Origin of the sequence: Rhizobium sp. SG570 (genome assembly GCF_012275345.1) — a bacterium.
GTDB lineage: Bacteria > Pseudomonadota > Alphaproteobacteria > Rhizobiales > Rhizobiaceae > Rhizobium > Rhizobium lusitanum.
Map to the genome: position 1 here is coordinate 79,182 of NZ_JAAZQI010000013.1, position 13,482 is coordinate 92,663.

12 protein-coding genes and 1 tRNA gene are annotated in these 13,482 nt (G+C 61.0%); 7 read left to right on the top strand and 6 right to left on the bottom strand.

The features are described from left to right. Nucleotides 1-62: 62 nt before the first annotated feature. Together FHT28_RS24260 and FHT28_RS24265 are read left to right on the top strand one after the other, a co-directional pair. A complete protein-coding gene (locus FHT28_RS24260; RefSeq protein WP_037196923.1) occupies nucleotides 63-1,352 on the top strand; it encodes a murein L,D-transpeptidase family protein in 1,290 nt (429 codons plus the stop codon). Continuing rightward, nucleotides 1,345-1,578 (top strand): sulfurtransferase TusA family protein, encoded by a 234-nt coding sequence (locus FHT28_RS24265; protein WP_047553517.1) that lies wholly within the window; start codon nucleotides 1,345-1,347, stop codon nucleotides 1,576-1,578. Before FHT28_RS24260 ends, FHT28_RS24265 begins: the two co-directional genes overlap by 8 nt. Nucleotides 1,579-1,862: 284 nt before the next feature. On the opposite strand, the gene FHT28_RS24270 is transcribed toward FHT28_RS24265, so the two are convergent. Both FHT28_RS24270 and FHT28_RS24275 read right to left on the bottom strand, forming a co-directional pair. Further along, on the bottom strand, nucleotides 1,863-3,035 hold the full coding sequence (locus tag FHT28_RS24270) for a GTP-binding protein (protein WP_037196729.1): 1,173 nt from the start codon (nucleotides 3,033-3,035) through the stop codon (nucleotides 1,863-1,865). A gap of 15 nt (nucleotides 3,036-3,050) precedes the next feature. Continuing rightward, the gene (locus FHT28_RS24275; RefSeq protein ID WP_168597561.1) at nucleotides 3,051-4,220 is read right to left on the bottom strand and encodes a D-alanyl-D-alanine carboxypeptidase family protein; all 1,170 of its coding nucleotides are present in this window, start codon (nucleotides 4,218-4,220) and stop codon (nucleotides 3,051-3,053) included. A gap of 229 nt (nucleotides 4,221-4,449) precedes the next feature. On the opposite strand from FHT28_RS24275, the gene FHT28_RS24280 reads away from it, so the two are divergent. From FHT28_RS24280 to FHT28_RS24295, 4 genes are all read left to right on the top strand, one after another. Continuing rightward, nucleotides 4,450-5,610, top strand: a complete 1,161-nt coding sequence (locus FHT28_RS24280) for a M20 aminoacylase family protein (RefSeq protein WP_047553519.1) — start codon at nucleotides 4,450-4,452, stop codon at nucleotides 5,608-5,610. A gap of 119 nt (nucleotides 5,611-5,729) precedes the next feature. Continuing rightward, nucleotides 5,730-5,806 (top strand) — tRNA-Arg (locus FHT28_RS24285). 73 nt (nucleotides 5,807-5,879) lie between these two features. Next, nucleotides 5,880-6,392, top strand: a complete 513-nt coding sequence (locus FHT28_RS24290) for a flagellar protein FlaR (RefSeq protein WP_168597562.1) — start codon at nucleotides 5,880-5,882, stop codon at nucleotides 6,390-6,392. A gap of 111 nt (nucleotides 6,393-6,503) precedes the next feature. Then, nucleotides 6,504-7,103: a GNAT family N-acetyltransferase gene (locus tag FHT28_RS24295; RefSeq protein WP_168597563.1), complete on the top strand. Its 600-nt coding sequence runs from the start codon at nucleotides 6,504-6,506 to the stop codon at nucleotides 7,101-7,103. A 55-nt stretch (nucleotides 7,104-7,158) separates the two neighbouring features. Here the strand turns inward: FHT28_RS24295 and FHT28_RS24300 are convergent, their stop codons facing one another. Further along, nucleotides 7,159-7,425 carry a BON domain-containing protein gene (locus tag FHT28_RS24300; protein WP_037196737.1) on the bottom strand — a complete coding sequence of 89 codons (267 nt, stop codon included), beginning with the start codon at nucleotides 7,423-7,425 and terminating at the stop codon, nucleotides 7,159-7,161. A 200-nt stretch (nucleotides 7,426-7,625) separates the two neighbouring features. On the opposite strand from FHT28_RS24300, the gene dxr reads away from it, so the two are divergent. Beyond that, nucleotides 7,626-8,819: a 1-deoxy-D-xylulose-5-phosphate reductoisomerase gene (gene dxr / locus FHT28_RS24305; protein ID WP_168597564.1), complete on the top strand. Its 1,194-nt coding sequence runs from the start codon at nucleotides 7,626-7,628 to the stop codon at nucleotides 8,817-8,819. Nucleotides 8,820-8,856: 37 nt separating this feature from the next. Here dxr and hemA read toward each other — a convergent pair whose 3' ends face one another. The 3 genes from hemA to FHT28_RS24320 form a co-directional block, all read right to left on the bottom strand. Further along, the gene (gene hemA / locus FHT28_RS24310; RefSeq protein ID WP_047554349.1) at nucleotides 8,857-10,068 is read right to left on the bottom strand and encodes a 5-aminolevulinate synthase; all 1,212 of its coding nucleotides are present in this window, start codon (nucleotides 10,066-10,068) and stop codon (nucleotides 8,857-8,859) included. Nucleotides 10,069-10,288: 220 nt separating this feature from the next. Further along, nucleotides 10,289-11,083, bottom strand: coding sequence for a xanthine dehydrogenase family protein subunit M (locus tag FHT28_RS24315; protein ID WP_047553525.1), 795 nt, complete (start codon nucleotides 11,081-11,083; stop codon nucleotides 10,289-10,291). 18 nt (nucleotides 11,084-11,101) lie between these two features. After that, nucleotides 11,102-13,447 carry a xanthine dehydrogenase family protein molybdopterin-binding subunit gene (locus tag FHT28_RS24320; protein ID WP_047554351.1) on the bottom strand — a complete coding sequence of 782 codons (2,346 nt, stop codon included), beginning with the start codon at nucleotides 13,445-13,447 and terminating at the stop codon, nucleotides 11,102-11,104. Nucleotides 13,448-13,482: the final 35 nt, after the last annotated feature.

Sequence of the window (13,482 nt, forward strand, 5' to 3'; positions counted from 1 at the left end):
TTCGAAGGGGAGCGGCGAAACAGGTCGAGCTGCCGCTCTTCGCATTTATGGGCCAAGTCAGAATGCGCATTCGTCACCTTGCTTACATCTTCCTGATGACGCTGGCACTCGCCGGCTGCAACGACGCGTTGGATACCGCGTCGATCGACCTGTCGAAGGTGACGAACAAGGTCGAGCAGCCGCTACCCAGCCATATCCTTGCCGACATGGCGAAAAAGGGCATGGACCGCAATTCGCCGATCATGATCCGCATCTTCAAGGAAGAAGGCGCGATGGAGATCCTGAAGGCGAACCAGAACAATCGTTTCGAAGTGATCGCCGCTTACAATATCTGCGCCTGGTCCGGCCGCCTGGGCCCGAAGGTCAAGGAAGGCGACCGGCAAGCGCCGGAAGGCTTCTACATGCTGACGCCGGCCAATCTCAATCCGAATTCAAAATACTATCTCGCCATCAATACCGGCTTTCCGAACCGTTATGACGCAGCCAATGGCCGCACCGGCGCCAATCTGATGATCCACGGCGCCTGCTCGTCGTCGGGCTGCTATTCGATGACCGATCAGCAGGTGCTGGAAATCTATGCCTTCGCGCGCGACGCCTTCAAGGGCGGCCAGAAGGCCATTCAGCTCGAGGCTTTCCCCTTCCGCATGACGGCGGAAAACATGTGGAAGCACCGGCTCAGCCCCAATATCGAATTCTGGAAGATGCTGAAGGTCGGCTATGACAACTTCGAAGTCACCAAGCGGCCGCCGGAAGTGGAAGTCTGCGAGAAGAAATACGTCTTCAACCAGCAGGCCAGCGGCCCGTTCAACGCCGGCGGCAAATGCCCCGTGATGACGACGCCGCCTGCCTTGCAGATGGCGCTTGCCACCTACGACAAGCAATATCAGGCCGATTATGCTGCGGCCACGAAGAAATATAGCGACATGGCCTGGTACGATCCGACCGAAGCCGAGCGCAAGGCCGTCGTCGCCAAGCAGCGCAAGGGCCACGATCTTGCCTATGCTCCCACAGGCACCGCGCTTGCCGCCGGCAAGATGATGAAGGTCGCCGATCTCGAGTCGATGATGTCCAATCAATCGGCGCAGCAGATCGCACGCGGCGGCACCGTGGCCAGCCCGACGACGACCGCAAGCATCCGCCTGGCGACATCAGCTCCCGATGCGGCGGCACAACAGACCGGCGGTCCGCTGGTTGCGGCCAACATTCCGGCGAATGTCCCGATCCCGATGGCCAATCCGATGAGCCCGGTCGTCTATCCGTTGGCCTATGCGCAAAATCCGGCTGTCGAAACCGCACAGACCGAGCCGGCAAAGAAGCCGCCGTTCTGGAAGTTCTGGGCGAAGAGTGAATAGTTTCGACGCCGAGATCTACGATCTGCGCGGACTGAAGTGCCCCTATCCGGCGATCAAGACGGAAAAGCGCCTGCGCGGCATGCCGAGCGGCACCACATTGACGGTCGAAACGACCGATCCCCTCGCCGTCATCGACATTCCGCATCTCTGCAACGAAAAGGGCCATGCCCTGCTGGCGAGCGAGAAGACGGAAAGCGGCCATCGCTTCGTCATCCGCAAGGGGTGATCCATTGTCGCCGCTGGGCCATCCTCGCGGTGCGAGGATGGCTTCGCTCTCGCCTCACCATGAGGATGAGGGTCGTTCGGCCGTGTTTTGGTGACGACGAATTTCGCAGCAACGCGAGTGGATCAGCCTCGCCCTGAGGTGGCCCGCAGGGCCCTCGAAGGGCGAGGCGGGTTGCTTGGCACCTAGAGCGGCTACGCGTTTCACGGAATCGCTTAACCGCTCTATGTTATTGTTTTTACGCAATTCCGGATGGAAAACCGCTGCACGCTTTTCCTGGAATTGCTCTAGAACCTCATCCCCGGCACCGCCAGCGGATTGTCCTGAAGTGCGGCCCGATCAGGCATATCGACCTGCGGCTTGCTGAGAAACGCATCGAACAGGCCTTTCACGAAATCCTGCGGCAGATCCTTGGTGATGATCACCATGCGCGTCCGCCGGTCCTGAGGATCGGGCCAGGCAGGCAGGCGCACCGGCGGATGGAAGATATTCTGCACGCCGTGCAGCACGACCGGACGCTCCGGCCGGTCGGACACGGCAACGATCGCCTTCATGCGCAGCAACTTTTCGCCATGCGCCGAACGCAAAAGATCGATGAACATGTCCAGCGCCATCGGATCGATAGGCTGGGTCTCAACGATCGAGAACGACCGGATCGATCCGTCATGGCGGTTCACGTCATGGGCGTGCTGATGCCGATGGCCATGATGGTGATGGCCGTGCTCACCGTGATGATGGTGGTGATGATCGTGGTCGTCGTGGTGATGGTGGTTATCGTCGGCCTCCAGCTCGTCATGCAGCCAGCGGCCGACATCGGCGATCTTCGACGCCGGGTCGTAGAGACCGTTGATGAGAATGGCGGCGCGTCCGGCCTCGTCGCTGTCGGCGTTCAGGATCTGCGCGCGCGGATTGAGCGCCCTCAGCCGGCCTTCCAGCAGGTTTTCGGGTGTTGCGCCGGCAATCCCGGTCTTCGAGACGATCAGGCGGTCGGCGACCGCCACCTGCTTGCGCGCCTCTTCATGGTTGTCGAGCGTCTGCAGCCCGTTGACGGCATCGACGACGGTAATGACACCATCGAGATCGAAATTGGCCGCGATGATCGGATTGCCCATGATCGACTGCATGACAGGAGCGGGATCGGCAAGACCTGTTGTTTCGATGACGACACGCTTCAGCGGCCGGATACGGCCGGTCTGCATGGCGTCCATGAGGTTCGCGAGCGTATCCACCAGCTCACCGCGCACCGTGCAGCACAGGCAGCCGTCGGACAGCTCGATGATGGAATCGCCGGAGCTCTCGACGAGCAGATGGTCGATGCCGACATCGCCGAACTCGTTGATGATGACCGCCGCATCGCGCATGTCCTCATCCTTGAGGATGCGGTTGAGCAGGGTCGATTTACCCGCCCCGAGAAAGCCGGTCAGGATCGCGACCGGCACTCTTTGCTGCGAAACGCTCATGGTTCCAATCCGATATCAGAAAGTGGGACGCGGCATAGGGATCGGCACATTGTCCGCCGCCCGGCCGGAGATGGCAATCTTGTCGCCCTTGATGGCTTTGTCGCCCTTGGCGGTGGCATCGTCCTTGTCGCCCTTGCTGGCGGTCATCACGTCCTGGCCGCCGATCAGGCCGGCATAGATGAAATTCGGCTCGTGATCCATTTCATGGATATAGGGCGACTGTACCTTGGTGCGGCCGAACGGATCGCGCGTTTCGCTGCGCGCCTGCGCGCCCTTGGCGCTGCAGATATCGGCGGTAACATCGGCGACCTCGGCCGACTGAGGCGTGTCGGGCCGCAGGCTTGCCAGCGTCTCCTTGCCGGAAAGCTGATTCTGGAAACCCTTCTCCAGAAAATTGGCGGAATCGTCGGCGCGCGCCGCTAGGCTGTCGGTGCCGAGCACGACTGAGATCAGCGTGCGACCGTTGCGGGTCGCCGATGCGATCTGGTTGAAACCGGCAGCACAGATGAAGCCGGTCTTCATGCCGTCGGCGCCATCGAAGCGGCCGATGAGCATGTTGATGTTCGGCACCTGCTTCACGCCGTTGGTAAAGCCTTCCAGCGCGAAATAACCGGCATATTGCGGAAACTCGCGGCGCAGCGCGACGCTGAGAACGGCAAGGTCACGCGCCGTCGTATATTGCCCCTTGCCCGGAAGGCCGTTCGGATTGATGAAATGCGTGTCACGCATGCCGAGGCGAGCTGCCTCCGCGTTCATCCGCGCCACGAAGGCCGGCTGCGAACCGCCCACGGTCTCGCTGACCGCCATGGCAAGATCGTTTGCCGATTTGACCAGCATCATCTTCAAGGCATTGTCGAGCGTCATCTTCTGCCCGGGCTTGAAATACATCTTCGCCGGCGGCTGCGCGGCGGCGAGCTTCGACATGACGACGGGCGTATCGAGATTGATCTGGCCGGACTGGATGGCGCGGAAGGTGACATAACTGGTCATCAGCTTGGTGAGCGAAGCCGGATACCAGCGGCGAAACGCCTCCTGCTGGTCAAGCACGCGCCCGGTGCTGACATCGACGAGAATATGCGGGTTTGCTCCGGCCGTTTGCGCGGTCGACAGGAAAAGCATGGATGCGGCTGCGGCCACGGGAACGAGCCGCAGGGCGGCATACAAACGATTCTGCTTCGTCGGCACGATCTATCCTTCAGAGGTCCGGAATTTTCTCGAAAGCTTCGTCTATTTAACCTATATGGCTAGGAGAAGGCAAAGGCGATTGACGACTTTATTTCCCCGTAGGCGAGACGCTTTGGCATCACGACCTTTTGATCGTGCGTGATATTGGAAGATGCGCTGCGCCGGCCAAGGCTATGCGACGAACCGATGAGTTGAACCAGAACAGATATTGAGCAGCAGGAACATCAGCATGCCGATCTTGAACAGAGCCGCAGAACTCCAGGGCGAAGTGACCGAATGGCGCCGCTATATCCACACGCGGCCGGAGCTTCTCTATGCGGTTGAAAATACCGCCGCTTTCGTGGCTGAAAAACTACGCTCCTTCGGCGTCGACGAAGTGGTGACCGGCATCGGCCGCACCGGCGTCGTCGGCCTGATCCGCGGCAAGGGCGAAGGACGCACGGTTGGCCTGCGCGCCGATATGGACGCCCTGCCTCTCACCGAGATCACCGGCAAGCCCTGGGCTTCCGAAACACCGGGCAAGATGCATGCCTGCGGCCATGACGGCCACACCGCCATGCTTTTGGGTGCCGCGAAATATCTCGCCGAGACCCGCAACTTCAACGGCAATATCGCCGTCATCTTTCAGCCGGCCGAAGAAGGCGGCGCCGGCGGCGACGCCATGGTCAAGGATGGCATGATGGAGCGCTTCCAGATCGCCGAAGTCTACGGCATGCACAACCTGCCGGGCCTGCCCGTCGGCCACTTCGCCATCCGCAAGGGCCCGATCATGGCGGCAACCGACGAATTCACCGTTTCCATCAAGGGCGTCGGCGGCCATGCCGCCATGCCGCACAAGACGATCGATCCGATCGCCATCGGCGCGCAGATCGTCTCCAACCTGCAGCTCATCGCCTCGCGCAGCGCCAATCCGCTGAAGTCGGTCGTCGTCTCCGTCACCACCTTCAACGCCGGCAACGCGCACAACGTCATCCCGAGCGAGGCGAGCTTTGGCGGCACGGTGCGCACGCTCGATCACGAGATGCGCGATCTCGCCGAACAGCGCTTCAAACAGGTCGTCTCCGGCATCGCCGCCAGCCACGGCGCGGAGGTGGCGATCGAGTTCCACCGCAATTACCCCGTCACCTTCAACCATGCCGACGAGACCGACCACGCCATCGCCATCGCCGAGGAAATCGCCGGCGCGGGCAATGTCGTCCCCGACATCGACCCGATGATGGCCGGCGAGGATTTCTCCTACATGCTGCTCGCCCGCCCCGGCGCCTTCATCTTCGTCGGCAACGGCGATTCGGCCGGCCTCCACAACCCGGCCTACGACTTCAACGACGAAGCCATCGCCCACGGCATTTCCTACTGGGTACGGCTCGCCGAACAGCGCCTCAACGCCTGAGACACATCAACCATTTCCCGTGCGCCTACCCGGGCGCGCGGCACAGCAAAAGCGAATTGTCCCGAGGACGTAAAAGGGCTTGGCTTCGAGCCTTTGCTTTTGTATGGATCATCTCAAGTGGTCTCGTAGCTCAGCAGGATAGAGCACCAGATTCCTAATCTGGGGGTCACGCGTTCGAATCGCGTCGAGATCACCATTTCACTTATCTTCTCTCTGACGCGACCTCAGCAGCCTTTGCGTCAATACCGCAGTCAGGTTATCTTTCATCCATGACGCGAGTGATGGTGATCGGCAATGCAGGCGGCGGAAAGTCGACGATGTGCGAGGCGTTGAGCTCAGCACATGCTTTGCCTCATTTCGCAATCGACAAGATTCAGTGGAAGCCGAACTGGGTCGAGGCATCGCAGTCCGAATTTGCAGCGTCCCATGACGCCTGGCTTTCGCAAGACCGATGGCTGATCGACGGCTACGGATCGTGGGAGTCCGTTCAACGTCGCATGAATATGGCCGATACGATTGTCTTCGTCGATCACCCGATATGGGTTCACTACTGGTGGGCCGCCAAGCGCCAGGTGAAGTCGCTCTTCCTTGGCCGCGCGGACGGACCTGACGGATGCCCCATGTTTCCGGTTACCATTCGTCTCTTCAAAATGATGTGGTGGCTGCATCGGGAAATGCGCCCAAAACTGCTTGCTGCGATCGAAATTCACCGCGGACGGGCGCGGATCATCCATATTCGCTCACCAAAAGAGCTTGCCGAGTTTGCCGCCAATCCAAGGTAGGCAACCAGATAGCTGTCTCCACATGTCGCTCTTGCAACTTCGCCCCTGAATTCTGATTGTTATCTGTCGTCTGGATATGGCTGGCATCGAAGTGTCGGAAGGGGAGTAGGAATGGCAGAACACCAGGCCCCAACTGCTCCGACCAACACCGTGGTCCTGATTGAGCCGAGCTTGCTCAACCTGCAAGGCTTTGAAGAGGCACTTGCGCGGGGATGGTCACCTGATCCCAGACGCCAGCAAGACAAAGTCTCCGCTGAAGCCGAACTCGAGATGCTCAGGCATGACAGGGCAGGTTTCCTGAGCCGCCTTATATCCAGTGAAGTCATCGCCACATCGGTATCGAACCGAGCGCCTCAATATCTCGCCATTCAGCCATTCTGGATCTGGGACGGGGATTTCTGCGGTTACATCACACTTCGTCATCTGCCCGGAACAACTCGATTTCCGCTGCATGTGCCGGGTCATGTGGGTTACTCTATTGTTCCCTGGAAGCAGGGCAGAGGATATGCCACTCAAGCGCTGCTGCTCCTGTTGCCAATCGCGGCGAAAACCGGCCTCGCGAGAATAACCGTCATCTGCAACGAGAATAATCTCGCCTCAAGGCGGGTCATCGAGAAAGCGGGAGGCATGCTCCAGCGCACAGGCACCGATCCATCGGATTCCCCGGACATAACCAAGCTGTTCTTTGACCTACCGACTACGCATAATTAAAAGCATCAGATGCGTCGCGAACCCGCGTCGGGGGGACAACGGCACAAGCAGGATATCACCCCACAGCGATCCTGTTCCTCACCAGCCTGACGCCGGGGATAGACTCCGCCACCGTAGTCGCCCGCTTCACCTCCTGCTGGGTGGCGACGGTGCCGTCCAGGCGGATCTCCTGCCCGGCGGCGGTCACCGTGACATCGGACGCATCGATCCCGCCGGCGACGGCGAGTGCATTGGCAACTGTGGACTCCAGTGCCGAGCGTCTGGACTGCTCATTTTCCAGATCGAGCTCCATGCCGTGAAATGTCGCCGCTTTGAAAACCATCCATTACCCTCCGCATTCGAGTGGACGGAAAACGCAGCACTTCGCATTTGGTTCAATAATTGGCTGAAAATATCATCAAATCAGTGGTTTCGCCTTAAACGCGCATTGGCGGCTGGATGGGGTTGCATGGCATCACACTTGCCGCTTCCCGCGATCCCCTGTAGAGCCTTAGGGAATTTCGGCAATATGCGGATACCTGAATGACCACCGGCAGCAAGGCGCGGCGCCGCCTGACGATATTGGGTTCGACCGGCTCCATCGGCCAGAATACGCTTGATGTCATTGCGCAGTTGGGCGGACGCGAAGCTTTCGACATCGCCGCGATCACCGGGCATGACAATATCGACCTTCTGGCCGAGCAGGCCAAAGCCTGTGGCGCTGCTTTCGCCGTCACCGCGAATGAGGATCGCTATCAGGCACTGAAGGACGCGCTTTTTGGCACCGGCATCGCTGTTGGTGCCGGCAGAAATGCGCTGATCGAAGCCGCCTCCATGCCATCGGACTGGGTGATGGCGGCAATCGTCGGCACCGCCGGCCTTGCGCCGACGCTGGCTGCCGCCCGGCGCGGCGCCGATATCGCTCTTGCCAATAAGGAATGTCTTGTCTCGGCCGGCGAACTTTTCGTGCGCGCCGTGGCCGAAGGCGGCGGCCGGCTGATCCCGGTCGACAGCGAGCACAGCGCCATTTTCCAGGCGCTGGAGGACGATCAGCAGCACGCGGTGGAGCGCATCATCATCACCGCGTCCGGCGGCCCCTTCCGCACCTGGTCGCGCGAACAGATGGCCAATGTTACGCCGACGATCGCCCGCGCCCATCCCAATTGGTCGATGGGCTTCAAGATCTCCATCGGCAGCGCCTCGATGTTCAACAAGGCGCTGGAGATGATCGAGGCCAAGCACCTGTTCAACGTGCGCCCCGACCAGATCGAAGTCGTCGTTCATCCGCAATCCGTCATCCATTCCATGGTCGGCTACAGCGACGGTTCGGTGCTGGCGCAGCTCGGCTGTCCCGACATGCGCACGGCGATCGGCTATGCGCTCACCTACCCCGCCCGCACCAAGCTCAGCGTCGATCGGCTGGATTTCGCCAAGTTGGCGCGGCTGGATTTTGAGGCACCGGACGAGGTTCGCTTCCCGGCATTGCGTCTTGCCCGCGCCGCTCTCGAGCGCGGCGGCCTGCAGGGGGCGATCATGAACGCGGCCGAGGAAATTGCCTTCCATGCCTTCGTGGACGGCCGCATCGGCTTCCTGGAGATGGCTGACATTGCCGAAGCCGTCATGGATCAGATGATCGCGACAGGCAGCGCCGAAACCATGGATGCCGTCTTTGCCGCCGATGAGGAAGCGCGCGGCCGGGCTGCGGTGCTTGTCGCGCAAAAAGAAAAGGCCGCGTAAGCCGCGGCCTTCCTGAGGTCAAACGTAAGCAGCCGCTTCAGGCAACTGCGCGGGCCAACGCACAGCGCGACCACAGCGCATGCAGCGCGCCGACCAGATGCTCGATATCGCCATCCGAATGCAGCGGCGTCGGCGTGATGCGCAGGCGCTCGGTCTTCTTCGGCACTGTGGGATAGTTGATCGGCTGGACATAGACGCCGCTGTCGAGCAGCAGGTCGGAAATCCACTTGCACTTGGACGCATCGCCGACCAGGACCGGCACGACATGGCTCGGGTTCGGCATGTGCGGAATGCCCGCTGCATCGAGCTGGGCGCGCAGCCTGCGCACACGATCTTGATGGCGCATGCGTTCGAACTGGCTGACCTTCAGGTGCTGGATGGAGGCGACGGCGCCAGCGGCAAGCCCCGGCGGCAGCGAGGTGGTGAAGATGAAGCCCGAGGCAAACGAGCGGATGAAATCGCACAGCGCCGTTGATGCAGCGATATAGCCGCCCATGACGCCGAATGCCTTGCCGAGCGTACCCTCGATGACGGTCAGACGATCCATCAGGCCTTCGCGCTCGGCAATGCCGCCGCCGCGCGGGCCGTACATGCCGACGGCATGCACTTCGTCGAGATAGGTCATGGCGCCATACTTGTCGGCGAGATCACAGATCTCCTTGATCGGGGCGATATCGCCATCCATGGAATAGACGGATTCGAAAGCGATCAGCTTCGGCGCCTTCGGATCGGCAGCCTTCAGCTTCGCCTCGAGATCGTGCAGGTCGTTATGCTTCCAGATGACCTTGTCGCACTTCGCATAGCGAATGCCTTCGATCATCGACGCATGGTTGAGCGCATCGGAGAAGATGATGAGGCCGGGAATGCGCGCGCCGAGCGTGCCGAGCGTCGCCCAGTTGGAAATATAGCCCGACGTGAAGATCAGCGCGGATTCCTTGCCGTGCAGATCGGCGAGTTCCTGCTCAAGCAGAACATGGTAGTGGTTGGTGCCAGAAATATTCCGGGTGCCTCCCGCACCCGCGCCACAGTGATCAATCGCCTCTTTCATCGCCTCGATCACTTTCGGATGCTGGCCCATGCCGAGATAGTCGTTGGAACACCAGACGGTCACTTCCTGCGGGCCATTGGGCGTATAGCGTGTCGCGCGCGGAAAATTGCCCCGGCGGCGTTCCAGATCGGCGAACACACGATAGCGGCCTTCATCGTGCAGGCCGTCCAGCTCACCCTTAAAAAATGCTTCGAAATCCATAATCTGCTCCAGAACCATGCAACCGTTTTTCATAAATGCCGGTCTGCACGTCAACCCCTCCGTATCGCTTTCGCGCGCCACTGCGGCAATTGGCCCATAATTTTGAACAATTCCAGACAAGAATAAATGATCGCGTCAAATTGACAATCCAAACCATGACCGAAACGAAGGAGCCGGAGCGGCGGTTCAAGCCGCCGCTCCGGCACGTTTCATAGCGGACCTATGCGGCAGCCACGGCGCGCTTGGCCATGACCTTGACCAGATTGGCGCGGTATTCCGCCGTCGCATGCAGGTCGGACAGCAGAGCCGCGGGATCGACGGTCACGCTCGTGATGGCATCCGGCAACCAGTTCGCCGCAAGTTCCCGTTCCATGTCGGCTTGACGGAATACACCGTCCGCGCCGGCACCCGTGACCGCGACGCGCACGCCTGCCTCGCTCCTGGCGACGAAGACACCGGTCATGGCGTAGCGCGAGGCCGGATTGGGGAATTTGGCGTAACCCGCCTTTTCCGGCGCCTCGAAGGTGACGGCGGTGATCAATTCGCCACCTTTCAACGCCGTCTCGAACAATCCTTCGAAGAAGTCTTCAGCCGCGATCTGCCGTCGGTCGGTGACGATGGTGGCGTTGAGCGCCAGCATGGCGGATGGATAATCCGCCGCCGGATCGTTGTTGGCGACGGATCCGCCGATCGTGCCCATATGGCGGACATGCGGATCGCCGATCATGCCGGCGAGCTCGCAAAGTGCCGGACAGACAGAGCGGATCGCAGCCGAAGAAGCAACCTCGGCATGGGTGGTCGCCGCCCCGATGGTGACCCTGCGACCGTCGACACGAATGCCCTTCAGCGAGGGGATATGCCTGAGATCGACGAGATCGCTCGGCGAGGCCAGACGCTGCTTCATGGTGGCGATCAGCGTCATCCCACCAGAGACGTATTTGCCCTCGTCGGCGTCAGACAGAAGCTTGACGGCCTCGTCGACCGAGGAGGCGCGGTGATAGTTCGTTGCGTACATGATCTTCTCCTCCTCTCTTCAAGCCACGGCCTGCGCCGCTTCCCACACCCTGAGCGGCGTGGCCGGCATGGTAAGCTTGTTGTTACCTATGGCATCGGTGATGGCGTTCATCAGCGCCGGCGGCGAACCGATGGCGCCCGCCTCGCCGCACCCTTTGATGCCCAGTGGATTGTTCGGGCATGGCGTGTTCTGGTGCGAGATCTTGAAGGACGGCAGGTCGTCTGCACGCGGCATGGTATAATCCATGAAACTTGCCGTCAGGAGCTGGCCGCTCTCGTCGTAATGCACGGCCTCCAGCAGCGCCTGGCCGACACCCTGCGCGATGCCGCCATGCACCTGCCCTTCAACGATCATCGGATTGATGATGTTGCCGAAATCGTCGGCCGCGACGAACTGGATGATCTCGGTCTTGCCGGTTTCCGGATCGACCTCGACCTCGCAGATGTAGCAGCCGGCCGGGAAGGTGAAATTCGCCGGATCGTAGAAGGCGGTTTCCTTCAGGCCCGGCTCCATTCCGGCCGGCAGATTGTGCGCGGTATAGGAGGCGAGCGCCACCTGAAACCAGGGAAGCGCCTTGTCGGTGCCGGCGACCTTCACTTCGCCATTCTCGATGACGATATCGCTTTCGTCGGCCTCCATCAGATGCGCGGCGATCTTCTTCGCCTTCGCCTCCACCTTGTCGAGGGCCTTGACCACGGCGGACATGCCGACCGCGCCGGAGCGGGAGCCATAGGTGCCCATGCCCATCTGCACCTTGTCGGTATCGCCATGGACGATGGAGACACTGTCGATCGGCACGCCGAACCGGTCGGCGACGAGCTGCGCAAAGGTGGTCTCATGCCCCTGGCCGTGGCTGTGCGAACCGGTAAGCACTTCCACGGTGCCGACTGCATTCACCCGGACCTCGGCCGATTCCCACAGGCCGACACCGGCGCCGAGCGATCCCACCGCCTGCGATGGCGCAAGACCGCATGCCTCGATGTAGCAGCTCATGCCGATGCCGCGCTTCATGCCGCGCCGGGCAGCAGCCGCCTTCCGGACGGGGAAATCGTCCCAGTCTGCCTGTTGCATCGCGGCATTGAGCGAAGCTTCGTAATCGCCGGCATCATAATTCATGATAACAGGCGTCTGATGGGGGAACGAGCGGATGAAGTTGATCCGCCGCAGTTCCGCCGGCGAAATCCCAAGTTCGCGGGCAGCCGTTTCGACCGTGCGCTCCAGCACATAGGTCGCTTCCGGACGCCCGGCGCCGCGATAGGCATCGACCGGCACGGTGTTGGTATAGACGGCACGGACGTTGGCATGGATCGCGGGGATGGCATATTGGCCCGACAGCAGCGTCGCATACAGATAGGTCGGTACGCATGAGGAGAAGAGCGACATGTAAGCGCCGAGATTGGCGATCGTGTCGACCTTCAACGCCGTGATGCGGTGCTGCGCATCGAAGGCCATCTTCACCTTGGAGACATGGTCGCGGCCGTGCGCATCGGTGAGGAACGCTTCGGTGCGATCGGCCGTCCATTTGACCGGCACGCCGGTCTTCTTCGACGCCCAGAGGCAGACGATCTCCTCGGGATAGATGTAGATCTTCGAGCCGAAGCCGCCGCCGACATCGGGCGCTATGACGCGCAGCTTGTTTTCCGGCGCGACATTGTAGAAGGCGCTCATGACAAGCCGCGCTACATGCGGGTTCTGGCTCGTCGTATAGCAGGTATAGTGATCTTCGGACGAATCGTAGATGCCGAGCGTGGCGCGCGGTTCCATGGCATTCGGCGAAAGCCGGTTGTTGTAGATCTCGATATCGGTGACATGCGCGGCCTCGGCAATCGCCTTGTCGGTCGCCGCGGCGTCGCCAAGCTCCCAATCGAAGATCAGATTGCCTGCGGCTTCCGGGTGTATCTGCGGCGCACCGGCTTTCAGCGCGTCCACGGCTTGGACGACTACCGGCAGTTCCTCATAGTCAACCACCACGGCCTCGGCGGCGTCGCGTGCTTCGCCAAGACTGTCGGCAACAACGATTGCAACGGCATCGCCGACATAGCGAACCGTATCGACCGCCAGCGGCCGCCACGCGCCCATCTTCATCGGCGAACCGTCCTTGGAGTGTATCATCCAGCCGCAGATGAGGTTGCCGATCCCATCGGCCAGCAACTGCTTACCTTCGAGCACCCCGATCACGCCCGGCATCGCCAGGGCCGCGGCCGTGTCGATGCCCTTGATCTTCGCATGCGCATATGGGCTGCGGACGAAATAGGCATATTTCATGCCCGGCGTCACCATATCGTCGGTGTAGCGCCCCTTGCCCATTAGAAATCGCTTGTCTTCCTTGCGCGCAACCCGCGCACCAATGCCTTCAACGCCCATCACATCCTCCATTGGGGTTCCGGGGCCGGCAAACG